The organism is Cupriavidus pauculus (assembly GCF_002858765.1).
GTDB classification, from domain to species: Bacteria; Pseudomonadota; Gammaproteobacteria; order Burkholderiales; family Burkholderiaceae; genus Cupriavidus; species Cupriavidus pauculus_B.
The window spans coordinates 47330-72419 of sequence record NZ_PJRP01000009.1; the positions used below are offsets into that span (position 1 = coordinate 47330).

Annotated in this window: 22 protein-coding genes and 1 tRNA gene; 6 read left to right on the forward strand and 17 right to left on the reverse strand. The window is 63.6% G+C overall.

Annotation, left to right across the window (positions count from 1 at the left end):
• Positions 1-359: 359 nt before the first annotated feature.
• Positions 360-436, forward strand: a tRNA-Pro gene (locus tag CYJ10_RS18820).
• A gap of 149 nt (positions 437-585) precedes the next feature.
• On the opposite strand, the gene CYJ10_RS18825 is transcribed toward CYJ10_RS18820, so the two are convergent.
• Positions 586-846, reverse strand: a complete 261-nt coding sequence (locus tag CYJ10_RS18825) for a hypothetical protein (protein WP_101683000.1) — start codon at positions 844-846, stop codon at positions 586-588.
• Positions 847-1508: 662 nt separating this feature from the next.
• On the opposite strand from CYJ10_RS18825, the gene infA reads away from it, so the two are divergent.
• From infA to CYJ10_RS18840, 3 genes are all read left to right on the forward strand, one after another.
• Positions 1509-1730, forward strand: coding sequence for a translation initiation factor IF-1 (gene infA, locus CYJ10_RS18830; protein ID WP_008641674.1), 222 nt, complete (start codon positions 1509-1511; stop codon positions 1728-1730).
• A 182-nt stretch (positions 1731-1912) separates the two neighbouring features.
• The gene (locus CYJ10_RS18835; RefSeq protein WP_101683001.1) at positions 1913-2389 is read left to right on the forward strand and encodes a SixA phosphatase family protein; all 477 of its coding nucleotides are present in this window, start codon (positions 1913-1915) and stop codon (positions 2387-2389) included.
• 234 nt (positions 2390-2623) lie between these two features.
• The gene (locus CYJ10_RS18840; protein ID WP_101683002.1) at positions 2624-3475 is read left to right on the forward strand and encodes a GNAT family N-acetyltransferase; all 852 of its coding nucleotides are present in this window, start codon (positions 2624-2626) and stop codon (positions 3473-3475) included.
• A gap of 125 nt (positions 3476-3600) precedes the next feature.
• Here CYJ10_RS18840 and ppx read toward each other — a convergent pair whose 3' ends face one another.
• Complete coding sequence (gene ppx, locus CYJ10_RS18845; RefSeq protein ID WP_101683003.1) at positions 3601-5133, reverse strand: exopolyphosphatase; 1533 nt, start codon at positions 5131-5133, stop codon at positions 3601-3603.
• 113 nt (positions 5134-5246) lie between these two features.
• On the opposite strand from ppx, the gene ppk1 reads away from it, so the two are divergent.
• Positions 5247-7367 (forward strand): polyphosphate kinase 1, encoded by a 2121-nt coding sequence (gene ppk1 / locus CYJ10_RS18850; RefSeq protein ID WP_101683004.1) that lies wholly within the window; start codon positions 5247-5249, stop codon positions 7365-7367.
• 103 nt (positions 7368-7470) lie between these two features.
• Here the strand turns inward: ppk1 and phoR are convergent, their stop codons facing one another.
• The 12 genes from phoR to CYJ10_RS34195 form a co-directional block, all read right to left on the reverse strand.
• Positions 7471-8823: a phosphate regulon sensor histidine kinase PhoR gene (phoR, locus tag CYJ10_RS18855; protein WP_101683005.1), complete on the reverse strand. Its 1353-nt coding sequence runs from the start codon at positions 8821-8823 to the stop codon at positions 7471-7473.
• Between the two features lie 140 nt (positions 8824-8963).
• Positions 8964-9671 (reverse strand): phosphate regulon transcriptional regulator PhoB, encoded by a 708-nt coding sequence (gene phoB, locus CYJ10_RS18860; protein WP_101683006.1) that lies wholly within the window; start codon positions 9669-9671, stop codon positions 8964-8966.
• Positions 9672-9708: 37 nt separating this feature from the next.
• Positions 9709-10413, reverse strand: coding sequence for a phosphate signaling complex protein PhoU (phoU, locus tag CYJ10_RS18865; RefSeq protein ID WP_066735943.1), 705 nt, complete (start codon positions 10411-10413; stop codon positions 9709-9711).
• Between the two features lie 57 nt (positions 10414-10470).
• Positions 10471-11259: a phosphate ABC transporter ATP-binding protein PstB gene (gene pstB / locus CYJ10_RS18870; protein ID WP_101683007.1), complete on the reverse strand. Its 789-nt coding sequence runs from the start codon at positions 11257-11259 to the stop codon at positions 10471-10473.
• 54 nt (positions 11260-11313) lie between these two features.
• The gene (gene pstA, locus CYJ10_RS18875) at positions 11314-12216 is read right to left on the reverse strand and encodes a phosphate ABC transporter permease PstA (protein WP_101683008.1); all 903 of its coding nucleotides are present in this window, start codon (positions 12214-12216) and stop codon (positions 11314-11316) included.
• Complete coding sequence (pstC, locus tag CYJ10_RS18880) at positions 12213-13178, reverse strand: phosphate ABC transporter permease PstC (RefSeq protein ID WP_101683184.1); 966 nt, start codon at positions 13176-13178, stop codon at positions 12213-12215. The genes pstA and pstC overlap by 4 nt, the downstream gene beginning before the upstream one ends.
• A gap of 130 nt (positions 13179-13308) precedes the next feature.
• Positions 13309-14340, reverse strand: a complete 1032-nt coding sequence (pstS, locus tag CYJ10_RS18885) for a phosphate ABC transporter substrate-binding protein PstS (RefSeq protein WP_101683009.1) — start codon at positions 14338-14340, stop codon at positions 13309-13311.
• A gap of 314 nt (positions 14341-14654) precedes the next feature.
• Positions 14655-16001, reverse strand: a complete 1347-nt coding sequence (gene glmM, locus CYJ10_RS18890) for a phosphoglucosamine mutase (protein WP_101683010.1) — start codon at positions 15999-16001, stop codon at positions 14655-14657.
• Between the two features lie 4 nt (positions 16002-16005).
• Entirely contained in the window at positions 16006-16875 is an 870-nt protein-coding gene (gene folP, locus CYJ10_RS18895) for a dihydropteroate synthase (protein WP_101683185.1), read from the reverse strand.
• Positions 16876-16990: 115 nt separating this feature from the next.
• Complete coding sequence (ftsH, locus tag CYJ10_RS18900) at positions 16991-18892, reverse strand: ATP-dependent zinc metalloprotease FtsH (RefSeq protein WP_101683011.1); 1902 nt, start codon at positions 18890-18892, stop codon at positions 16991-16993.
• A gap of 198 nt (positions 18893-19090) precedes the next feature.
• Entirely contained in the window at positions 19091-19762 is a 672-nt protein-coding gene (locus CYJ10_RS18905; RefSeq protein WP_101683012.1) for an RlmE family RNA methyltransferase, read from the reverse strand.
• Entirely contained in the window at positions 19762-19923 is a 162-nt protein-coding gene (locus CYJ10_RS34195) for a hypothetical protein (RefSeq protein WP_180862989.1), read from the reverse strand. The genes CYJ10_RS18905 and CYJ10_RS34195 overlap by 1 nt, the downstream gene beginning before the upstream one ends.
• On the opposite strand from CYJ10_RS34195, the gene CYJ10_RS18910 reads away from it, so the two are divergent.
• Positions 19923-20426, forward strand: coding sequence for a YhbY family RNA-binding protein (locus tag CYJ10_RS18910; RefSeq protein WP_101683013.1), 504 nt, complete (start codon positions 19923-19925; stop codon positions 20424-20426). The genes CYJ10_RS34195 and CYJ10_RS18910 overlap by 1 nt on opposite strands.
• Before the next feature lie 112 nt (positions 20427-20538).
• Here the strand turns inward: CYJ10_RS18910 and CYJ10_RS18915 are convergent, their stop codons facing one another.
• From CYJ10_RS18915 to carB, 3 genes are all read right to left on the reverse strand, one after another.
• Positions 20539-21042: a DUF4149 domain-containing protein gene (locus CYJ10_RS18915; protein WP_101683014.1), complete on the reverse strand. Its 504-nt coding sequence runs from the start codon at positions 21040-21042 to the stop codon at positions 20539-20541.
• Between the two features lie 15 nt (positions 21043-21057).
• Complete coding sequence (gene greA / locus CYJ10_RS18920) at positions 21058-21534, reverse strand: transcription elongation factor GreA (protein ID WP_101683015.1); 477 nt, start codon at positions 21532-21534, stop codon at positions 21058-21060.
• Between the two features lie 243 nt (positions 21535-21777).
• A complete protein-coding gene (carB, locus tag CYJ10_RS18925) occupies positions 21778-25026 on the reverse strand; it encodes a carbamoyl-phosphate synthase large subunit (protein WP_101683016.1) in 3249 nt (1082 codons plus the stop codon).
• Positions 25027-25090: the final 64 nt, after the last annotated feature.

A 25090-nucleotide genomic window follows, 5' to 3' on the forward strand; every position in this document is an offset into this window, starting at 1 on the left:
CTGCGAGCAGCCGTCCTGTTTTGTTTTTCCGCAGGTCCGGCAGCCTCGCGTCACGTCGATGCAGGGCATCGCGGGCGAAGCATGGCTCAGGCACGGCTCAGCGCACCCGCGTCGCTAGCGGGGCTGGCGTGCCATAGTTGTGATAGTCGGGACCAGGTCCGGGTGGGCACAGCATTGCCAGGCGTGAAGGGCCGGGTCGGACCGTTTGCGGTGTGCGGATTATGTCAGCGCGACGCATCAAGTCAAGCCAAATACGATCCCGCCTGAAGCGGGGTACGTGCCCGCCACTCGGGCGCGTTGCAATCTTCCGCACACCGCATTTGACCTGGCCGCATGTGTCGCGATAGAATCGCCGGCTTCGGAGCGTAGCGCAGCCTGGTAGCGCATCTGATTTGGGATCAGAGGGTCGTAGGTTCGAATCCTATCGCTCCGACCATATTTGCAAGTTGTACTGGCAGTCCGATCAAGGGCTTACGTCGCAAGACGTGAGCCCTTTTTCTTTTTCGTCTTATGCGAGGTCTGGTTCAGGCCTCGCATAAGACCTCGCAGCCGTGCCCGCCGTTGGCAATCAGGCCTCTTTGGCAATCAGGCAATCCCGTGCCGACTTCCCTGGCCTGCCGTTTGCCGGCCATGTCGCGGACCAACCTGGCTGACGGTCGTCTCATGCGCTGGCATTTCAAGCTCTTCGACCTGCGCTTCCAGCAGACGCAGTTGCCTGCGCGCCTCGGCCGCCCTGAACAGGTCCCATACTGCGCAGACCGCACCCAGACCATATAGCTCGATCGGCGCCCCCAGGATGATGCATGCCACCAGGGCAAAGATTGCGCACATGTTGCCGTTCCCCATTTCTGTCTTGTTGTGTCGTGAATGCGTCCCTTTTTGGCGGGACGGCGGCATTCTGCAGGACAAAGGTTACGGAAACCATGTTGGATGCATCATCCTTGCGGTGGATTGTCGATATGGAGCGGTGTGGGGTCGGTATGGGGTCGGCGTGGATGCCGCGCCAATGCGGCAGCGCACAATGCCATCGGGCGCCTGTACATGGCGTTTGCGCAACAGCGATCCCACCCATGCTGCGCCCGCGTAGGCGGTGCGATCGTGCTACAATCGCGCGTCAGTTCGGGGTATCTGAGCATGCCCTGTTAACCGGGAAAGCGCCGCCTGGCGCACTGGAAACCCACCGGCCCGCCCTCATATTGTTCGGATATGGCAAGGCGGAAGCGTTGCCGGCCCCGGAAACACCTTGCCCGCTGTCCCCGTGATGTACACGGATGCGCCAGACGCCCGCGCAACCGCAAGTGGCAAGGCAATCGTCAGGGTCATCCGCGCCCCTACTCGATTCTCTGACCCGCCTGGCTTCCATGGTTTGCCAAGCCCGTCAGCTTGCTTCCCGACGACGTATCGCGCGGCTGCCGCCATGGCGGCAAGACGTGGATGCGCGCGACCGGGCGCCCACAGATACTCAGCAACTTAACGCAGCTTGCGTGGCTGCCACAAAGGAAAACAGATTGGCTAAGGAAGAACTCATTGAATTTGGCGGCGTGGTGTCGGAAGCCCTGCCCGACAACCGTTATCGCGTGACGCTGGAAAACGGCGTGGAAATCTGGGCATACGCCTCGGGCAAGATGCAGAAGCACCGCATCCGCATTTTGGCCGGCGACCGCGTCACCCTGGAAATGTCGCCTTACGACCTGACCAAGGGCCGCATCAACTTCCGCCACAAGTCCTGAGTTCGCGGCGCGCAGCCGATGCGCCGCTGTCACGCGGTTGACATCGCTGCTACCGACACTGACGGGCTATCCGTGGGTTTCGCCCACTGGATGGCCCGTTTTGTTTTTGGCGGCCCGTTCGCGCACTTGCGGCACGCGCCGTGCGTCACCATACTCAAGGCTCGACGAAGCCCCTGCCGAACATGAACCTGATTCTGTGGCGTCACGCCGAAGCCGAAGATCTGCCCGATGCCCTGAGCATCTCGCGCAATGCGGATCTCCAACGGCCGCTGACCCGTCGCGGCCGCAAGCAGGCCGAGACGTCTGCCAACTGGCTGCGCGCCCATTTGCCCGCCGGCTACCGCGTGGTCTGCAGCCCTGCGCTGCGTACGCGCGAAACCGCGGCGGCCCTGTCCGGCGAGGCCGAAATCCTGGATGACCTGGCCCCGGGTGCCGACGTGGGCGCCGTACTGGCCGCGATCGACTGGCCGCAGGGCAACGACCACACGGTAGTGGTCGGCCACCAGCCATGGATCGGACAACTGGCCAGCCTGCTGCTCGCCGGCCAGGAACTGCCCTGGAGCGTGAAGAAAAGCGGCATCTGGTGGCTGGCCGGCCGCACGCGCGAGAATGAAGCGCAGGTCGTGCTGCGCGCGGTCATCCAGCCCGACCTCCTCTGAATCATTTTTAAGACAACGACGACGGAAATGAGTCCTCGTTGTCACAAACTCTCCACAAGTTAGTCCTTTTGGACGATCGACGATGTGCGCTAGCGTAGGCCTGACCTATGGTTAAGGCTTGTGCCAGGCGACAACGATGTGTCAGTCACGGAAGCGTCATCATCGGTTCACGGCGCTGTCACCCGGCCTCTCTACATTGTTTCCAAGCCGTTTCGTCACCAAAAGGACACACTGATGCGAGATTTACCGACGCCTACCCAGCCGCTCTTCGACTCCTTGCCCACTGGCCTGACTGGCCAGTCGGCGCGGAGGCGTCTTCCTCGTCAGCCAGCACAACTCCAAACCCAAGTTCAAGCTCCGGCACCTGCTTTCAGCGTGGCGTGGGCACGTCATCAGGACGAAGTAGCCGAGGCCCAGCGCCTGCGCTACAAGGTATTCGCCGAGGAAATGGGCGCCCGCCTGCAATCGTCGGCCAATGAAACAGACGTCGACATGTTCGACGCCTATTGCGACCATCTGATCGTACGCGACCAGGAGACGCTCAAGGTCGTGGGCACCTACCGCGTGCTGCCGCCGCACCAGGCCAAGCGCATCGGCTGCCTCTACGCCGAATCCGAATTCGATCTGGTCCGCCTGGCGCACCTGCGCCCGAAGATGCTGGAACTGGGCCGTTCGTGCGTGCACCGCGACTATCGCTCGGGCAGCGTGATCATGGCCCTGTGGGGCGGCCTTGGGGAATACCTGCAGCGCTACAACCTCGAATCGATGCTAGGCTGCGCCAGCGTGCCGATGAGCGACGGCGGCCACTATGCGGCCAGCCTCTATCGTCAGTTCGCCGAGAAGTCGCTGGCACCGATCGAATATCACGCCTTCCCGCGCGTGCCGCTGCCCGTGGACGACCTGAACCAGACGCTTGACGTCGAGCCGCCCGCGCTGATCAAGGGCTACCTGCGCCTTGGCGCCAAGATCTGCGGCCTGCCGGCCTGGGATCCCGATTTCAACGTTGCCGATTTCCTGACGCTGCTGCGCGTGCGCGACATGAACCCGCGCTATGCCCGGCACTTCCTGGGCATGCAATCGGCCTGACCGCTGATCAGCAGCCCCCTCTTACCGGACGAAACGGCTGATCGATCCGGTACTGGAAACAAGAACGGCGACTTATTGGAGTCGCCGTTTTTCGTTGTTGCGTTCGTGGGTCGATTACGCCCGCGTCAGACGTACACAACCTTGTAGCGCTTGCCCACCCTCTCCCACTCGTCGGCTTCCTGCGCCAGGCTGTACTCCACCAGCGGGTTGGCATCGATCCACGATTTCGGCAGACGCACCTCGAAGCCCTCGTCCAGTTCGTCCGAACGTTGCCTGACGTGGATGTGCGGCAGCTTCATGTCGCCACGCCGGCGGCATAGCACAAACGCCAGCCGCAGGCTGAACAGCATTCGCCAGTCCACGAACTTGCCGCTGCCGGAGAGCTTGCCGAGCTTGCCCGCGTGGCCGAGCAGCAGCGTGGCCAGGCGCGCCTGGTCGGTCTTCGAGAAACCGGGCATGTCGGCATGCGTGGCGATATAGGCCGAGTGCTTGTGATAGCCACTGTGCGAAATCGTCATGCCGATCTCATGCAGGTTGGCCGCCCAGCCCAGCAACGCAAGGTTGTCCTCGCGGCGCTCGTTGCGCGGCTCGGGAAACTCCGCCAGCAGATTGCGGGCCGCTTGCCCCACGCGGGTGGCCTGCGCGCGATCGACGGCGTAGCGGCGCATGAACTGGTCGACGGTCACGGTCCGCATGTCCTCGTGGTGGCTGCGGCCCAGCAGATCGTACAGCACGCCCAGGCGCAGCGCACCGTCGGTGACGTCCATGCGGTCGATATCGAGTTCGGCAAACACGCCGAGCATGATCGACAGGCCGCCGGGCAGTACAGGGATCCGGTCAGCTTTCAGGCCGGTCAGCTTCACGCGATTAGTGTTCTCGGCCTTCACGAGCGCCCGCTTCAGGCGCTCCAGCCCTTCTCGCGTGATGCCGTGCTCGGACGCACTGTCGTTCATGCCGTTGAGCTCGATCAGTTCGGCCAGGGCACGCGCCGTACCCGACGACCCAACCGCCTGCTGCCAGCCGGCCGCCTTGTACTGGCGCACCAGCACCTGGATCTCGCGGCGCGCGGCCAGCTCGGCCTGTTTGAACGCGTATTCGTCGACGTTGCCGCTCGGAAAGAACTGGCGGCTGTGCGATACGCAGCCGATGTACAGGCTTTCCATCAGCTTGGACTGATAGCCGCTGCCAATGATGAATTCGGTGGAGCCACCGCCGATATCGACGACCAGCCGGTTGCCCTGGCAGGCCGGCGCATCATGCGACGCGCCCAGGTAGATCAGGCGCGCTTCTTCGCGGCCGGCGATCACTTCGATCGGGAATCCCAGGGCGGCCTCGGCTTCGATCAGGAAGTCCGAAGCATTCTTGGCCACGCGTAGCGTGTTGGTGGCTACCGCGCGCACCTGCTCGGGTGCGAAGTCGCGCAGGCGATCGCCGAAGCGGCGCAGCGCGTCAACACCCCGGCGGCGGGCGGGTTGGTCCAGATACTTGTCCGGCGTCAGGCCGGCAGCCAGCCTGACGGGCTCGCGCAGCGCGTCGACCTGGAAGATCTGGCTGGCGGGGCCCGAGGCGGTGGGCGTTTCATCCACCCGCCCGATCATCAGGCGGAAGCTGTTGGAGCCCATGTCGACGGCGGCCAGCAAGCGGGGATTCTGTGTCATTGCGTCAGTGTTACGCGGGGATCGGCCCTGGGCGGGCCAAAACCCGAAAGATTATGTCCCTGTCATGTCTGCATCATGACAAAATCAAAGTGTCATCAAAATGACACGGATCTATGAAAAAGTCGCCTCATCGCCAAAATAAGGTCATAGACATGTCGACGACGCCGCCTGGCTCGCTCTGGAACCGCGAGCTGGGCATTCTGGAATTCAACGCGCGCGTGCTTGCGCAGGCCGCCGACCCCAATGTCCCGTTGCTGGAACGGCTGAAGTTCATCTGTATCGTATCCAGCAATCTGGACGAGTTCTTTGAAATCCGGATGGCCGGCCTGAAGGAGCAGATGCGGGACAACGCATCGGGTCTGACGCCCGATGGCCTCTCGTTCCAGCAGGCCTACCAGCTTGTCACGGAGCGCACGCAGCGGCTCGTGGCCTCGCAGTATGACATGCTGCAGAACGTCATTTTCCCCGCGCTGGAAAAAGAAGGGGTGTTTTTTCACCTGACGGGCACCTGGACCGACGCCCAGCGCGACTGGGCGCGGGACTTCTTCGTACGCGAACTGGGCCCGGTACTGACGCCCATCGCGCTCGATCCCGCCCACCCGTTCCCGCGCGTGCTCAACAAGAGCCTGAACTTCGTGATCGAGCTGTCCGGCAAGGACGCCTTCGGCCGCGACGCCGATCTGGCCATCGTGCAGGCCCCGCGCGCGCTGCCGCGCGTGGTGCGCATGCCCGAGAAGCTGTCCGGGTATCCGTACGGCTTTGTGATGCTGTCGTCGTTCATGCAGGCGTTTGTCCACGAACTGTTCCCGGCCATCGAGGTGCAGGGCTGCTACCAGTTCCGCGTCACACGCAATTCCGACCTGTTCGTGTCCGAGGACGAAATCACCGACCTGCGCGAAGCGTTGCAGGGCGAATTGCCTACACGTCACTTTGGCGACATGGTTCGCCTGGAAGTGTCGTCCGACACGCCGCCGGCGCTGTCGCGGCGTCTGCTGCTGGAGTCGGGCCTGACCGAACAGGACCTGTACCGCGTTGGCGGCCCGGTGAACCTGGTGCGGTTGATGCAGATTCCCGACCTGGTGGACCGCCCTGCCCTCAAATATCCGCCGCACGTGCCGGCCGTGGTCAAGGCCTTCCAGCCGGGTACGAGCATGTTCGACGTGATCCGCCAGCGCGACGTGCTGCTGCACCACCCCTACGAGAGCTTCTCGTCGGTGCTGGACCTGATGCAGGCGGCCGCCAACGATCCGAACGTGGTGGCGATCAAGCAGACCGTCTATCGCACCGGCAACGAGTCGGCCGTGATGGAGGCGCTGATGACGGCGGCCCGCAACGGCAAGGAAGTGACCGTGGTGGTGGAGCTGCTGGCGCGATTCGACGAGGAAACCAACATCAACTGGGCCGAGCGGCTGGAATCGGCGGGCGCCCATGTCGTGTACGGCGTGGTCGGCCACAAATGCCACGCCAAGATGCTGCTGATCGTGCGGCGCGAGCCCGCGAGCCCGAAGGCCAAGCATTCGGTGCTGCGGCGCTACGTCCACCTGGGCACCGGCAACTATCACCCCCGCACCGCCCGCCTGTACACCGACTTTGGCCTGCTCACCACCAACGAGCAGGTCTGCGAGGACGTACACCACGTGTTCCAGCTGCTGACGGGCACGGCCGGCACCATCCGGCTGAACCACCTGTGGCAGTCGCCGTTCACGATGCACAGCAACCTGGTGGAGCATATCCGCGCCGAGGCCCGCAACGCGCGCGCCGGCAAGCGGGCACGCATCATCGCCAAGATGAACGCGCTGCTGGAGCCGACCATCATCGACGAGCTTTACAAGGCGTCGCGTGCAGGCGTGAAGATCGACCTGATCGTGCGCGGCGTCTGCGCCCTGCGCGCCGGCGTGCCGGGCCTGTCGGACAACATTTCGGTGCGCTCGATCGTCGGCCGCTTCCTGGAACACCACCGTGTCTATTACTTCCACGCGGGCGGCGACGATGTGCTGTACCTGTCCAGCGCCGACTGGATGGACCGCAACCTGTTCCGACGCGTCGAGGTAGCCTTCCCGATCCTGGATCGCACGCTAAAGGCACGTGTGATCAAGGAAGGGTTGCAGGTGCATCTGCACGACAATGCGTCGGCCTGGATCATGGAACCCGACGGCGAGTACGTGCGCCGGCCGTCGCGGGCCAAGCTCCAGCGCGTCAGCCAGCTGGAACTGCTAGTGAAGTTCGGCACCTGAGCCGAACGGGCTTCGGCATGAAAAAGGCCGCTACCCTGACCGGGAGCGGCCTTTTTCCATGGCGCCGGGTCGTGCCCAACACCGCCCCGGGGGCCGCCGGCCCTTATGCCGCGTGGCGCGAGGCGTCGCCCAACTGGGGCAGCGGTTGCGCGGCATCCGGTTCGTAGCCGCTGCGGTCCACGGGGAACACGATGCGGAACGTACTGCCGCGGCCCACCTCGCTAGTCACGCGCAGGTCGGCATGGTGGCGCGACAGCACGTGCTTGACGATGGCCAGGCCCAGGCCGGTACCGCCCGTATCGCGCGACCGGCTACGATCCACTCGGTAGAACCGCTCGGTCAGGCGGGGGATGTGTTCGGGCGCAATGCCCAGGCCCGTATCGTTGACCGAGAACACCGAGTGGCCATCGGTAAAGGTCATGCGGATGGCGATGCGCCCGCCGTCGGGCGTGTAGCGCACCGCGTTCGACACCAGGTTGCCCAGCGCGGAGAGCAACTCGCCTTCGGCGCCGCGCAGCACCACCGCCGTATCGATTTCGGTCTCGATGTCGTGCCGCCCTTGCGACAGCGCCTCGGCATCGTGCACCAGGTGCGCCGCCAGTGCGGCCACGTTGACGCGGTCGTGCGACGGCGGCTGCGCGTCGGATTCCAGCTTGGCCAGCGCCAGCAGGTCTTCGACGATATGCTGCATCCGCATCGACTGCACCAGCATCATGTCGATATAGCGCTTGCGGTCTTCCTCCGACACCGGCAGGTCTCGCACCGTCTCCAGGAACCCGGTCAGCACCGTCAGCGGCGTCTTCAGTTCGTGCGAGACATTGGCGACGAAGTCGCGGCGCATGGCCTCGGTGCTTTCGACCTTGGTGATGTCCTGCGTCAGCACGAGCTTGCGGTTCTCGCCATATGGCAGGATCTGCACGGACGTGATACCGCGCTTGTGCTCGCCCATGTCGCGCATCACCAGCGGTTCGTCATAGCGCTCGCGCGTTAGGTAGTGGACAAACTCGGGGCGGCGGATCAGGTGGGTGATGCGCTGGCGCACGTCGCGCCGCGCGTTCAGGCCGAAGTGCTGCTCCGCCACGCCGTTGCACCATTCGATCTGGTCGGCGTCATCAAGCATCAGCACGCCATAGGGCGACGCCTGGATGGCCTGGATGAACCGGGTGTGCTGCTGCTCCACCTGCAGCACCTGGGTGCGCCAGCGCTTGACCAGCCGGTGCAGGCGGTAATACACCTCGCCCCACAGCCCAAGTGCGCTGGGGATCTCACCGTAGGCCGGGGCATCGAGCACGCGCCACAGACGGTTGATCTGGAACAGGTAGTACCCCAGCAGCAGGAACAGCGAAGCGGAAAGGAAAAGCAGGCCGGACACGGCGCCGGCTACGGCGTACAGGCCCGCGGCAATCAGCACGAGACCGGCGAGGATGGCCGCGGAGCGGGCCCAGATGACATTCATGCGAGGAGTAGAAGAGGTTCAGACTGGGGTTCGCACTGCGACAGAGTCTGCCACAACACGCACCCCAGCGTTGCATTCAGCCGGCATTATCCGACATCGGCCGGCGCGGCCCCCGCTGCTGCGCCGCCGGCCGGTTTCGGTCAGTGGCTAGGCGACCGCGCCAGGCGATAGCCGCTGCCCCGGACCGTCTCGATCATGTTGCTGTATCCCCCCGGGCTCAGCGCGGCACGCAGACGCTTGATATGCACGTCCACCGTACGCTCTTCCACGAACACGTGGTCGCCCCAGACCTGATCCAGCAATTGCGACCGGCTATGCACGCGCTCCGGGTGCGTCATCAGGAAGTGCAGCAGACGGAACTCCGTCGGCCCCAAGTCCAGTTTGATCGGGCCGGTGTCGTCCTGACCGGTCACGCGATGCGTGGCCGGGTCGAGTCGCAGCCCATTGATGGCCACCACGTCGTCGGTCAGCTGCGGCGCGCGGCGGCGCAGCACGGCCTTGATGCGCGCCAGCAATTCCTTCGGCGAGAAGGGCTTGGTCACGTAGTCGTCCGCACCTGCTTCCAGACCCATGACCTTGTCCTGCTCTTCGCTGCGGGCGGTGAGCATGATGATCGGGATCTGCTTGGTGCGGTCGTTGGTCCGTAGCTCCTTGGCGAAGGTGGCACCCGACTTGCCCGGGAGCATCCAGTCCAGCAACACGAGGTCCGGCAGGACATCGCTCATCAGCGACAGCGCCTGCTCGGCGTTGTACGCACGAATCGGATAGTGCCCCGCGTGCTGGAGATTGACGGCGATCAGTTCAGCGATCGCCGGTTCGTCTTCGACAACGAGAATACTGCTCGGCATATGTAATAGTTCTCCGCTTATCAGTGCTGGCGCGTTTTCAGCTCAACGCTTCGCGCTCCATGTCTTCACGCGAGGCATGGCGAACGTCCGTGCCCTTCACGATGTAGATGATGAATTCGGCAATGTTCTTCGCGTGGTCGCCGATACGCTCGACGGCCTTGGCGATGAACAGGAAGTCCAGCGCCACCGAGATCGTGCGCGGGTCTTCCATCATGTAGGTGATCAACTTGCGCACGAAGGCGCGGAATTCCTCGTCGATGGCCTTGTCGTCCTTAACGATGCGGGCAGCCGCCACGGTGTCCAGGCGCGCGAACGCGTCCAGGGCCTGGCGCAGCAGGTTGATGGCCATCTCGCCGGACAGCTTCACCTCGGCGTAGTTGATGTTGTGCGCGGCCGCGTCTTCCATGATGTGCTTGGTACGCTTGGCGATCTTCTCGGCCTCGTCGCCGGCGCGCTCGAGGTTGGTGATCGTCTTCGAGATCGCCATCACCAGGCGCAGGTCGCGGGCGGTGGGCTGGCGGCGGGCGATGATGTTGCCGCAGTCGGCATCGATCTCGACTTCGAGCGCGTTCAGCTGCTGCTCGCGGACCATGACCTGGTCGGCCAGGTCACCATCGAAGTCGGCTAGCGCGCGCATGGCCATCTCGATCTGCGACTCCACCAGGCCACCCATCTGCAGCAGCTTGGTGTTGATCGCGTTGAGGTCGGCGTCGAACTGGGTCGACAGGTGCTTGTCAGTCATGATGTTCTCCTGGCCGCTTGTCCGTTTGCTGGATATGTCCTGCGATGCCGTCGCGGATCAACCGAAGCGGCCGGTAATGTAGTCTTCGGTTTCCTTGCGGTGCGGCTTGATGAAGATCTTCTCGGTCTCGCCGAACTCGATCAGCTCGCCCAGGTACATGTAGGCGGTGTAGTCCGAGCAGCGCGCGGCCTGCTGCATGTTGTGGGTCACGATCACGACCGTGTACTCGTCCTTGAGCTCCGCGATCAGTTCTTCGATGCGGCCCGTGGAAATCGGGTCCAGCGCCGAGCAAGGCTCGTCGAGCAGCAGCACTTCGGGGCGGATGGCAATGCCGCGTGCGATGCACAGGCGCTGCTGCTGGCCACCCGACAGGCCGTAGCCCGACTGGTGCAGCTTGTCCTTGGCCTCGTTCCACAGCGCCGCCTTCGACAGTGCCCATTCCACGCGGTCGTCCATTTCCGAGCGCGACAGCTTCTCGAACAGGCGTACGCCAAAGGCAATATTGTCATAAATCGACATCGGGAACGGCGTCGGCTTCTGGAACACCATGCCCACCTTGGCGCGCAGCAGCGAAATATCCTGCTTGCTGGCGAGCAGGTTCTCGCCGTCCATGTTGATCTCGCCCTCGGCGCGTTGCTCCGGGTACAGCGCGAACATCTTGTTGAACGTGCGCAGCAGGGTCGACTTGCCGCAGCCCGACGGGCCGATGAACGCCGTGACCTTGCGGTCCGGGATCGACATGTTGATGTTCTTCAGCGCGTGGAACTGGTTGTAGTAGAAGTTCAGGTTCCGCACGTCGATCTTGGCGCGCACGGTATCGGGAATATCGATGACGGTAGAGGTCATGCTGATGTCTCGCTTGAATTCGGTAGTCAGGTCAGGCGTGATGCGTGGCGCCGCTTATTTCTTGAACAGGACGCGTGCGACGATGTTCAGCGCAAGCACCCCGACGGTAATCAGGAACACGCCGGCCCAGGCCAGTTGCTGCCATTCCGTGAACGGGCTCATGGCGAAGCGGAAAATCGTCACGGGCAGGTTGGCCATCGGCTTGTTCAGGTCCGCGCTCCAGAACTGGTTGGACAGCGCGGTGAACAGGAGCGGCGCGGTTTCGCCGGCGATACGGGCCACGGCCAGCAGCACGCCGGTCACGATGCCCGCATACGACGACTTGACCGTGATCGACATCACCATCTTCCACTTCGGCGTGCCCAGGGCCACCGCGGCTTCACGCAGTGCGTTCGGCACCAGGTTCAGCATGTTCTCGGTGGTGCGCACCACGATCGGGATCTGCAGCAGCGCCAGCGCACACACGCCGGCCCAGCCCGAGAAGTGACCCATGCGGGTCACCACCAGCGCGTAGACGAACAGGCCAATCACGATCGACGGCGCCGACAGCAGGATGTCGTTGATGAAGCGGGTAAAGGAGGCCAGGGGCGACTTCTGGCCATACTCGGCCAGGTAGATACCGGCCAGGATGCCCAGCGGCGTCCCCACCAGCGTCGCCACGCCCACCAGGACGAAGCTGCCGAAGATGGCGTTGGCCAGGCCACCGCCGGCGGTGTTCGGGGCCGGCGTCATCTGCGTGAACAGGTCGAGCGACAGGCCGCCCACGCCCAGCGAAATGGTGGTCCAGAGAATCCACGCGAGCCAGAACAGGCCAAACAACATGGCGCCCAGCGAGGCCGCCAGGGCAATGGCATTCATGCGTCGGCGCGAACCCTGGAGCCGTGTGCGGACGGCTTCGGAATCGGGGCGGACGGCGGGAATGGACGAAGTAGACACGGCTTGACTGGCTTGGTTCATTTGCCACCCTCATTCTTCGCAAGGCGCAACAGCAGGATCTTGGACAGCGCCAGCACCACGAACGTGATGAAGAACAGGATCAGGCCCAGTTCCATCAGCGCGGCGGTGTGCAGACCGGCACCGGCTTCGGCGAATTCGTTCGCCAGCGCCGAGGTGATGCTGTTGCCCGGCGAGAACAGCGACACGTTGTCGAGCAGGTTGGTGTTGCCGATCACGAACGTGACGGCCATGGTCTCGCCCAGCGCGCGGCCCAGGCCGAGCATGACGCCGCCGATCACACCGGCACGCGTATAGGGCAGCACCACGCGCCACATCACTTCCCACGTGGTGCAGCCGATGCCGTAGGCCGACTCCTTGAGCAGCACGGGCGTGACTTCAAACACGTCGCGCATCACCGAGGCAATGTACGGGATGATCATGATCGCCAGGATCACGCCCGCGCACAGCAGGCCGATGCCCAGCGGCGCACCCTGGAACAGCTTGCCGATCACCGGCACCTGCCCCACCGTATTGGCGAGCGGCTTCTGGAAATACTCGCCGAAGATCGGCGCGAACACGAGCAGACCCCACATGCCGTAGACGATGGACGGCACGGCGGCGAGCAGCTCGATGGCAGTACCAAGCGGCCGGCGCAGCCAGACGGGCGACAGCTCGGTGAGAAACAGTGCGATGCCGAAGCTGACCGGCACGGCGATGATGAGGGCGATCAGCGAGGTGACCAGCGTGCCGTAGATCGGCACGAGCGCGCCGTACACGTCGGCGGGCGGGTCCCATTCGGCGGTCCACAGGAACGACAGGCCGAATTGCTTGATCGAGGGCCACGCGCTGATGGCGAGCGATACGATGATGCCGCCGAGCAGCAGCAAGGTGACAATCGCGGCGCCGCGGGTCAGGCCGCCGAACAGGATGTCGCCAAGGCGGCTGGGAGGCCGGACGGCTGGGAGATCGGACGTAGTCGCCATGATGGGAATCGGTAGGTGGAACATGTGCCGCGGTGACGCCAGGGCCACCGCGGCCCCGTCACGCCAGACCCGCCCCGCGCTCAGGCGGACCGGGCTTGCGTGCCGGGCCATACTTCAGTACAGCAACAGCTTAGTACAGGGCCTTGCCCGAACCGTCCTTGATGCTCTGCTTCCAGGTCGCGCGGATCTGGTTGGCAACGGCGTCCGGCAGCGGCACGTAGTCCAGGTCCGAAGCCATTGCACCGCCGCTCTTGTAGGCCCAGTCGAAGAACTTCAGCACTTCCTGGCCCTGGGCCGGCTTTTCCTGGTTCTTGTGGACCAGAATGAACGTCGCGCCAGCGATCGGCCATGCGCCCTTGCCCGGCTGGTTCGTCAGGATCTGGTAGAACGTCTTGTTCCAGTCGGCACCGGCAGCGGCGGCCTTGAAGGCGTCGTCGCTCGGCTGCACCACTTCGCCTGCCGAGTTCTTCATCGTCAGGTACGTCATCTTGTTCTGCTTGGCGTAGGCGTACTCGACATAGCCGATCGCGCCATTCAGACGCTGCACGAAAGCGGCTACGCCTTCGTTGCCCTTGCCGCCCGTGCCGCCACCCGGCCAGTTCACGGTCGTGCCTTCGCCTACCGAGCTCTTCCAGTCATTGCTGACCTTCGACAGGTAGTTCGTGAAGATGAACGTCGTGCCCGAGCCGTCAGCGCGGCGCACCGGCAGGATGTCCTGGCTCGGCAGATGGGCCTTCGGGTTCAGGGCCTTGATCGCGGGATCGTCCCACTTCTTGATCTTGCCCATGTAGATGTTGGCCAGCACGTCGCCGGTGATGGTCAACTCGCCCGGCTTCACGCCTTGCAGGTTGATCACGGGCACCACGCCGCCGATCACGGTCGGGAACTGGACCAGGTTGCCCTTGGCCAACTCGTCGTCCTTCAGGGGAGCGTCCGAAGCGCCAAAATCGACCGTCTTGGCGTTGATCTGCTTGATGCCGCCCGACGAACCGATGGATTGATAGTTGACCTTGTTACCCGTTGCTTTTTGGTAGGCGTCAGCCCACTTGGAATACACGGGCGCCGGGAAAGAAGCGCCTGCACCGGTAATTTCCGCCGCGAACGCAGTACCCGCCACCACAATCGACACGATGCCTGCTACGGCAGTCTTGACCAGCTTCATATGTCCTCCAGAGAACATTGGTTGGGAATGACAAATTTTTGACAAGGCGAACTGTATGCCGCTTGTATGACAGTTCCATGACATCTCGAAATCTTCTTCAAAGACCCCGTCAAATGGCCGATATTCCGCACCCGTCACGAAACCGTCTTTTCGCCGTGCTTTAATCGCCACTCCATTGTCAACCCCGCTTTCATCACCCGGCGGACCGGAAGCTGTCGGTTAATTGCTAAATCTTGCAAAGAAAACGCCACGGACCAGGCGGCCGTGGCGTCAGGGTGTCGCGTCCGGGATCTTGCCGACCCCGTGGGACGATATCAGGCGGCTCGCAACGCGTTCGCCAGCATCTGCGCGGCGCGCTCGGCGGTTTCCACCTGCTCGGCTTCGACCATCACACGCACCACCGGCTCCGTGCCCGAGGCACGGATCAGGACGCGGCCACGACCCTCCAGTTCGGGCTCGACCTGCTCGCGGGCGGCCTTCAGACCCGCGTGGCTCTGCCAGTCGAAGCCCTTCTCCACGCGCACGTTGATCAGCGTTTGCGGGAACAGCTGCACGCCATCCAGCAGTTCCGCCAGCGTCTTGCCGCTGCGGCGCAGCGCGGCAAGCACTTGCAGCGCCGACACGATCCCGTCACCCGTAGTGTGCCGATCCAGGCACAACAGGTGACCCGAACCTTCGCCGCCCAGCTGCCAGCCGCGCTTGTTCAATTCCTCCAGCACGTAGCGGTCACCAACCTTGGCGCGAACAAAATCCACGCCCAGGCGCTTGAGTGCCAGTTCCACGGCCATGTTGGTCATGAGCGTGCCAACCGCGCCTTCCACCTTCTGGCCCGACGCCTGCCGGTCGCGCACGATCAGGTACAGCAGCTCGTCGCCGTTGTAGAGACGGCCCTGAGCGTCCACCACCTGCAGGCGGTCAGCGTCACCGTCGAAGGCCAGACCCAGGTCCGCGCGATGGGTGCGCACGGCTTCCACGAGCTTTTCCGGCGCGGTTGCGCCATAGCCGGCGTTGATGTTCCGTCCGTCGGGCTGGTTGCCGATCGGAATCACCTCGGCGCCAAGCTCGTGGAACACGTGCGGTGCGATGTGGTACGCCGCGCCGTGCGCGCAGTCCACCACGACGCGCAGACCGTGCAGGTCCTGCTCATAAGGGAACGTGCTCTTGCAGAACTCGATGTAGCGCCCGGCAGCATCGTCGATACGCTTGGCGCGGCCCAGATCCTCCGAGCGCACGCACATCATCGGCTCTTCCAGCAGCGATTCGATCTTCGACTCCACCTCGTCCGGCAGCTTGTCGCCCGAGGCCGAAAAAAACTTGATGCCGTTGTCGTAGTACGGATTGTGGCTGGCCGAAATCACCACCCCAGCGGCCAAGCGCAGCGCGCGCGTCAGGTAGGCGATGGCGGGGGTTGGCAGCGGACCGGTCAGGCGCACGTTGACCCCTGCAGCCGTGAAGCCGGCTTCCAGGGCCGCTTCGAGCATGTAGCCCGAGATTCGGGTGTCCTTGCCGATCAGCACGGTCGGCCGGCCTTGCGACGTTTTCTGCCCCAGCGCCAGTACCTTGCCTGCGGCATAGCCAAGCCGCATCACAAAATCGGGCGTGATCGGCACCTCGCCAACCCTGCCCCGTACGCCGTCCGTCCCGAAATACTTGCGTGTCATCTGATCATTCTCCTTGCTGCCCCTGCGGAGCAACGGACTCATGGCGGATCGCCCACCAGACCTTCAGGGCGTCCACGGTTTGTTCTACGTCATGCACGCGCACGATATATGCGCCTTTCTCGGCGGCGCAGACCGCCGCGGCAATACTGGCCGCCACCCGGCCCTGCGGCGGCTTTCCGCCGACGATGGCCCCGAGCGTCGACTTGCGCGACAGCCCGGCCAGGATCGGCAGCCCATCGATCGCCAGTCTCGGCATCTGCCCGAGCAGGCGCAGATTATGATCCGGCGTCTTCCCAAATCCAAACCCCGGATCCAGCGAAATACGCGAATCATCCACGCCCGCCGCACGCAGGGTTGACACCCGCTCGCGCAGAAAATCCGCCACTTCCGCCACCACGTCGGCGTATTGCGGCTCTTCCTGCATGGTCTGGGGATCTCGCTGCATGTGCATGACACACAGGGCTGCCTGCCCGGCCGACACCGCCTCGACGGCGCCGGGCATGCGGAAGCCCCAGATATCGTTGATCAAATCGGCTCCGCCCGCCAGTGTGGCCCGCATCACCTCGGGCTTGTACGTGTCGATTGACAACGGTTTGCCGCAACCGGCCAGCGCCTCGACGATCGGCATAACGCGGTCGAGTTCCTGATCTAGTGGCAATGCCGCCGATCCCGGCCGGCTCGACTCGCCGCCAATATCGATGATGTCCACGCCCTCGACAATCATCTGCTCGGCATGGCGCAGGGCCGCGTCGCGCGAGGCATGCTGTCCACCATCCGAGAACGAATCGGGGGTCACGTTGAGGATGCCCATCACCAGCGGGCGACGATTGCGGGCAAATCGATAACGCCCGCACTGGAAGAACTCGATCGGCAAGATGTACACCTGAAAAACAAAAAGCCGGCGCACCAGGCACCGGCTTCGGAGGCTATCAGAATCCGCCGCGTTTGAAACCGTTGCAAACGGTCTGTTACGCGGCGGTGCAGCCCAATTACACCGTATCGTCGACGCGCGCCGTGGCAGGCGCATTGGTCGGGGCTACGGGCGAACCACCCGGAGGCGTGCTGCCGCCACCGCTCGGACCCTGCAGATGACGCGGGGGACGCGGCGGCTTGCCAGCCATGATGTCGTTCACCTGGTCGGCATCGATCGTTTCCCACTCCATCAGCGCGTTGGTCATGGCTTCGACCTTGTCGCGATTCTCTTCCAGCAGACGCCTGGCCAGCGCGTACTGCTCGTCGATGATGGTGCGGATTTCGCCGTCCACCTTCTGCTGCGTGGCTTCCGACACCGTCTTCGACGACAGCTTGCCGAACATGCCATCCTGCTCGGTATCCACGTAGACCATGGCACCCAGCGAATCGCTCATGCCGAAACGGGTCACCATGTCGCGAGCGATCTTGGTGGCGCGTTCAAAGTCGTTCGAGGCACCGGTACTCATGGCGTTGAGGAAGACCTCTTCGGCAGCACGACCGCCGAACAGAATCGCAATTTCCTCAAGCATGTTGTCCTTGTACTTCGAGTACTTGTCATGCTCCGGCAACTGCCAGGTCACGCCCAGCGCCCAGCCACGCGGCATGATCGTGACCTTGTGGACCGGGTCGGCCTTCGGCAGCAGCTTCGCAACCACCGCGTGGCCGGACTCGTGGTAAGCCGTGGCCTTGCGCTCTTCTTCGCGCATGACCGTCGACTTCCGCTCCGGACCCATGTAGATCTTGTCCTTGGCGTCCTCGAAATCCTGCATGTCGACCACGCGCTTGTTGCGGCGGGCGGCGAACAGCGCGGCCTCGTTGACCAGGTTGGCCAGGTCGGCACCCGAGAAGCCCGGCGTACCACGTGCGATCACCGATGCATCCACGTCGTTGCCGATCGGCACCTTGCGCATATGCACCTTCAGGATCTGCTCGCGGCCGCGGATGTCCGGCAGCCCCACGTAGACCTGACGGTCGAAACGACCCGGGCGAAGCAGTGCTTTATCCAGCACATCGGCGCGGTTGGTCGCGGCGATCACGATGACGCCCGAGTTGGCCTCGAAACCATCCATCTCGACCAGCATCTGGTTCAGCGTCTGTTCGCGCTCGTCGTTACCGCCGCCCATGCCGGCGCCACGATGGCGGCCGACCGCGTCGATTTCGTCGATGAACACGATGCAGGGGGCCTGCTTCTTGGCGTTCTCGAACATGTCGCGGACACGGGCAGCACCCACGCCGACAAACATTTCCACGAAGTCAGAACCCGAGATGCTGAAGAACGGCACCTTGGCTTCGCCGGCGATGGCACGCGCCAGCAGCGTCTTGCCGGTACCCGGAGGGCCAACCAGCAGCACGCCGCGCGGAATGCGGCCGCCCAGCTTCTGGAATTTCTGCGGGTCCTTCAGGAAGTCGACGAGTTCGACCACTTCCTCCTTGGACTCGTCGCAACCCGCCACATCGGCAAAGGTCACGGCGTTCTGGTTCTCGTCGATCAGCCGTGCACGGGACTTGCCGAAGGAGAAGGCACCGCCTTTCCCGCCGCCCTGCATCTGCCGCATCATGTAGAACCAGAAGACGATGATCAACAACGTCGGTCCCAGGTAGTACAACGCCTGGACCAGCACGTTCGGCTCGTCATCGGCCTTGCCGGTTACCTGGACGCCGTACTTCATCAGGTCGCCGACCATCCAGATATCACCCGGCGAGATGATCGTGTACTTGGAGCCTTCCTTGGGAGAGACCACCAGGTTACGGCCCTGCACGTCGACGCGCGACACCTTGCCGTTCTTGGCGTCATCCATGAACTGCGAATAGGTGACACCGTCCTGGGCACGCGGTTTGTCGAACTGCTTGAAGACGGTGAACAATACCAGCGCGATCACGAGCCAGATTGCCGCCTTTTGAAACAGGTTGTTATTCAAGGCCGAACTCCTTTGCAATTGCCTTGCCAACGGATAGCTGCATTGCATTGTAATGCAGCGCCCGTCCCCACAGGGAAATCTGATTCTATGAGCCTGATAGTGCCCGAGCCGCCAGCTCCGGGCAAGCGGGGCAGTGACCGGCACAAACCCGGATACCCCTGCTTTCGTGGGGGCGGTCGAACACCATCATGCATCCTGTCAGTCCACTGATTTCAGGTAACGCCCAAGAATAAAGGTTTCTGAAGACTTGTCGCGCGACGCCTTGGGCTTGCGCTTGGCGACAACCTTGAACTGACGCTTGAACTTCTCAACGATCTGGCTGTAGCCGGACCCGTGAAAGCACTTGACCAGCAGCGACCCCTCGGGCTTCAGGTGAGCCTGGGCAAATTCCAGCGCCAGATCGCACAAATATTCGATCCGCGCCGAATCGGCCGACGCTACACCGGACAAATTGGGGGCCATGTCCGAGATAACAAGGTCGATTCTCGACCCGCCCGACGCCTCCAGCACTACATTTTCCAGCTCCCGGAATACTTCCTCCTCTCGGAAATCGCCCAGGATGAACGTCACATCGGCCACAGGATCCATCGGCAGGAGGTCGATGGCAACCACGGCACCGTCGATCTTGCCGTCCGTCGCCCGGGGCGACGCTGCCAGCTTGTTGCGGGCGTACTGGCTCCAGCTACCCGGCGCGGCACCCAGGTCGACGATGACCGAACCGGGCTGGATCAGCTTGTCCTGATCGTCGATCTCCTTGAGCTTGTAGGCGGCGCGGGCGCGATAGCCCTCGCGCTGCGCCATCTTCACGTAGGGATCGTTAATGTGGTCGTGGAGCCACGACTGGTTGAACTTGTTCTTGCCCTTGGCCATTACTGAGACTTGCCTTCTTGCGGGGAAATCCGGCTGCCCGGCCACAACGTGTGGCCAAAAGCAGGTTTTTCTCCCGATTTGGTGATCTTTGCCGCCTCCCGGCGACCTTTTTTTGCATGGTTGACGGATAATACGCGCCAATCCGAAATTTGCTGCTCCAATGCCCGCTCTACAACTGATCTCTGCCCAACGCTCCGAACTGCGCTCACGCGCCCACGGCCTTAACCCCGTGGTCATGATCGGCGCCGAAGGCCTGACCCCCGCCGTCCTGGCCGAAATCGACCGCAGCCTTGCGGCACACGACCTGATCAAGATCCGGGTGTTCGGTGACGAGCGCGACGCGCGTATCGCCATTTATGACGCCATTTGCGACGAACTCGACGCCGCGCCGATCCAGCATATCGGCAAGCTGCTCGTCATCTGGCGCCCGGGCCCTGCCCGCCTGAAGGAAAACCAGCCGGACGACATGGGTGCCGCCCGACGTCCCCTGGGCGGCGGAGCCGCCCCGCGCACCGTCATGGTCCGCAAGTCAACCGGCTCGGGCCAGCGCCGCACACCTCGCACCGCTGTGAAGGTGCTCGGCAATGAACGCGTGACCCAGGCTGGCAACGTCAAACGTGCCCGCGCACGTCCGTCGAGCCAGAAGAAGAAATCGCTGGGCTGACCGGCAGGGTCAGATTGGCCGCACGCCAATCGGTTCCCTGAGACAGCAAGAAAGGCGGCCATGGCCGCCTTTTTCAATGCCCCAGGCGTTCTCTCCCGGGACTTCCGGACGCTTACTCTCCCGCCGTACGTGGCGCGCTGGCACGCCACACCAGCACCAGGGCCAGCAGGCTTTGCAGCAGGTAGAACACGCTCGACACGCCGTGCAGCGTGCCAAACTGGCTCTTGTACGGCGAGTCCGAGACACCCAGGTTCATCGCCTGGGCCTTGACCTTGAGCCCTTCCATGAACGGCTGCAGGCCAAAATAGCCGGCCAGCACGCAAACCAGCATGGCCAGCACGATCCAGCGCAGCGTCCGGTAACGCGACGCGCCGCGGCGGATCAGCACATTGCACAGCACCAGCTGCAGCACGCCCACCGTCACGCCCAAGATCGCCTCATAGCGGAACAGGTGTCCGGCAATCATGCCGGCCGTCTCGCGGCTCGGCAGCACGGCGAATAGCGTCGGCGCCACCATGTAACCTACCGTCCACAAGCTTCCCGCCCAGACCACGGTCAACAGCAGGAAGATGCGATGCGGCAGCGGCGGAAGATTCGAGTACGAAGACGAGAACACCCGTGCCCCGCCGCGTCAGATGTAACGGACGGTGATGACTTCGTATTCGCGTTCGCCACCCGGGGCGAGCACGGTGGCGACATCGCCCTCGAACTTGCCAATCAGGGCGCGTGCAATCGGGGAGCTGACCGAAATCTTGCCGGTGTCCAGATCGGCTTCGTCGTCGCCGACGATCTGGTAGCTCACGGAATTACCCGATTCCAGGTCTTCCAGGTCAACGGTGGCACCGAAGACGATGCGGCCGTCGGTGTCGAGCTGGGTGGGGTCGATAACCTGGGCGGCGGAGAGTTTGGACTCCACTTCCTGGATACGGCCCTCGATAAATGCCTGCTTTTCCTTGGCAGCGTCGTACTCGGCGTTTTCCGACAGGTCGCCCTGGGCACGTGCCTCGGAGATGGCGTTGATCACCGCAGGACGTTCGACGGCCTTGAGGCGCTGCAGCTCTTCCTTCAGGAGTTCGGCGCCACGCTTGGTAATCGGAATGGTGCTCATGTCTCGTTCAACAAAAAAATGAGCCGCAGCGGAGCTGGAACCATGCTCCGGCAGCAATCTGCCGGTCAGCACTTCCGCTCGACCGCGGCTTTCAGATGGGATCGAACCGGCACCGGGGCGCGGATCGATCAGCGAATTCGACGTAGTTTAGGCCAGAACCGCCGCCGGCATCAACCCGGCGGCAGCGCCGCGGCACGGGGTGTTCCCCCGCACCGCAGCATTGGCGGCACTGACAGGCCTGGATCAGGCCAGTTGCTTGTGCAGGCCCTGCAGGTCGTAGACCTCCAGGTTCTGCATGTGCTTCAGGCCTTCCACGGCGGCATTGGCGCCGGCGATGGTGGTGTAGTACGGCACGCGGCCAGCGAGCGCGGCGATACGGATCGACCGCGAATCGGCGATGGCCGTGCGCGTTTCGTCCACGGTCGTGAAGACCAGGGCGAGTTCGCCGTTCTTGATCATGTCCACGATGTGCGGACGGCCGTCCTTCACCTTGTTGACCACCCGGACCGGGATGCCGGCCGCCTCGATGGCCGATGCCGTACCGCGCGTGGCGACGATCGGGTAGCCCAGGTCGTGCAGCATGCGGGCCACGGTCACGGCGCGCGGCTTGTCGCTGTCCTTGACCGTAATCAGCACGGTGCCCTTCTCGGGCAGGCGCGAACCGGCTGCCAGCTGGCTCTTGAACAGCGCTTCGCCGAACACCTTGCCCACACCCATCACTTCACCGGTGGAACGCATTTCAGGTCCGAGGACCGGATCCACGCCCGGGAACTTGTTGAACGGGAACACGGCTTCCTTGACGCTGAAGTACGGCGGCACGACTTCGGCGCCGATACCTTGCGAGTCCAGCGACTGGCCGGCCATGCAGCGCGCGGCGATCTTGGCCAGCGACAGGCCGGTCGCCTTCGACACGTACGGCACCGTACGCGACGCACGCGGGTTCACTTCCAGCACGTAGACGACATCTTCGCCATTCTTCTGCTGGATCGCGAACTGCACGTTCATCAGCCCGATGACATTCAGGGCCTTGGCCATCGCGGCGGTCTGGCGCTTCAGTTCGTCGACGGTAGCCTGCGACAGCGAGTACGGGGGCAGCGAGCAAGCCGAGTCGCCCGAGTGCACGCCCGCCTGTTCGATGTGCTCCATCACGCCGCCGATGAACACGCGCTTGCCGTCGCACAGGGCGTCGACATCGCACTCGATCGCGTCGTTCAGGAAGCGGTCCAGCAGCACCGGCGAATCGTTCGAGACCTTCACGGCCTCGCGCATGTAGCGTTCCAGGTCGCGCGGCTCGTGCACGATTTCCATCGCGCGGCCACCCAGCACGTACGACGGACGCACCACCAGCGGATAGCCAATTTCCTCGGCCAGGCGCAGCGCCTCATCCTCGGCACGGGCCGTGCGGTTCGGCGGCTGACGCAGACCCAGTTCCTGCAGCAGCTTCTGGAAACGCTCGCGGTCTTCCGCGGCGTCGATCATGTCCGGGCTCGTGCCGATGATGGGCACGCCGTTGGCTTCCAGGTCCAGCGCCAGCTTCAGCGGGGTCTGGCCGCCGTACTGGACGATCACGCCAACCGGCTTTTCCTTGTCGACGATTTCCAGCACGTCTTCCAGCGTCAGCGGCTCGAAATACAGGCGGTCCGACGTGTCATAGTCGGTCGACACGGTTTCCGGGTTGCAGTTGACCATGATGGTCTCGTACCCGTCTTCGCGCAGCGCCAGCGCGGCGTGCACGCAGCAGTAGTCGAACTCGATACCCTGGCCGATCCGGTTCGGGCCACCGCCCAGCACCATGATCTTCTTGTTGGTAGTCGGGTCCGCCTCGCACTCGCCATGCTCGGCTTCGTACGTGCCGTACATGTAGGCGGTGTTGGTGGCGAACTCGGCCGCGCAGGTATCCACGCGCTTGTAGACCGGGCGCACGTTCTGCGCCACGCGCGCCTCGCGCACGGCCTTGGCGTCGGTCTTCAGCAGACGGGCCAGGCGGCGATCCGAGAAGCCCTTCTGCTTCAGGAACCGCAGTTCAGCGGCCGACAGGCTTTCCAGCGTGCGGTTGCGCGCCAGGCCTTCGGTCTTGACGATGTCTTCGATCTGGGCCAGGAACCACGGATCGATGTCGGTCTCGGCATGCACTTCTTCCAGCGACATGCCCAGGCGGAACGCGTCGCCCACGTACCAGATACGGTCAGGGCCGGCTTCGCCGATTTCCTCGATCACTTCGTCGCGGTCGGTGGACTTCTCGTCCAGGCCGTCCACGCCCACTTCCAGGCCGCGCAGCGCCTTCTGGAACGATTCCTGGAAGGTACGACCCATGGCCATCACTTCACCGACCGACTTCATCTGCGTGGTCAGGTGGCTGTCGGCCGCCGGGAATTTCTCAAACGCGAAACGCGGCACCTTGGTGACCACGTAGTCGATCGACGGCTCGAACGACGCCGGGGTCTGGCCGCCGGTGATTTCGTTCTTGAGTTCGTCCAGCGTGTAGCCCACGGCCAGCTTGGCCGCGACCTTGGCGATCGGGAAGCCCGTGGCCTTCGAGGCCAGCGCCGACGAACGCGACACACGCGGGTTCATCTCGATCACGATCATCCGGCCGTCCGCCGGGTTGATCGAGAACTGCACGTTCGAGCCGCCGGTATCGACGCCGATCTCGCGCAGCACGGCCAGCGACGCGTTACGCAGGATCTGGTATTCCTTGTCGGTCAGCGTCTGGGCCGGGGCCACGGTGATCGAGTCACCGGTGTGGATGCCCATCGGGTCCAGGTTTTCGATCGAGCAGATGATGATGCAGTTGTCCGCCTTGTCGCGGACCACTTCCATCTCGTATTCCTTCCAGCCGAGCAGCGATTCCTCGATCAGCAGCTCGCGCGTGGGCGACAGGTCCAGGCCGCGCTTGCAGATTTCTTCAAACTCTTCGCGGTTGTAGGCAATGCCGCCGCCGGTGCCGCCCAGCGTAAACGACGGGCGGATCACGATCGGGTAGCCGGCCGAGCCGGTTTCCTGGGCGATGCGCGACTGCACGGCTACGGCCTCGTCCATCGAGTGCGCAATACCAGACTTGGCCGAACCCAGGCCGATCTTGGTCATCGCGTCCTTGAACTTCTGGCGGTCTTCGGCCTTGTCGATGGCTTCCGGCGACGCGCCGATCAGTTCCACCTTGTACTTGTCCAGCACGCCATGACGATGCAGGTCCAGCGCGCAGTTCAGCGCGGTCTGGCCGCCCATGGTCGGCAGGATGGCGTCCGGGCGTTCCTTCTCGATGATGCGCTCGACCACTTCCCAGGTGATGGGCTCGATGTACGTCACGTCGGCCGTGTTCGGGTCCGTCATGATGGTCGCCGGGTTCGAGTTGACCAGGATGACCTTGAAGCCCTCTTCACGCAGCGCCTTGCAGGCCTGTGCGCCGGAGTAGTCGAATTCGCACGCCTGACCGATGATGATCGGGCCTGCGCCGATGATAAGGATGCTCTTGATATCTGTGCGCTTTGGCATTGCACGCTCTCTTTATTGGCCGGTCCGCAAGTTCCCGCGGACCGTACCGGGTATCAGGTTTTGG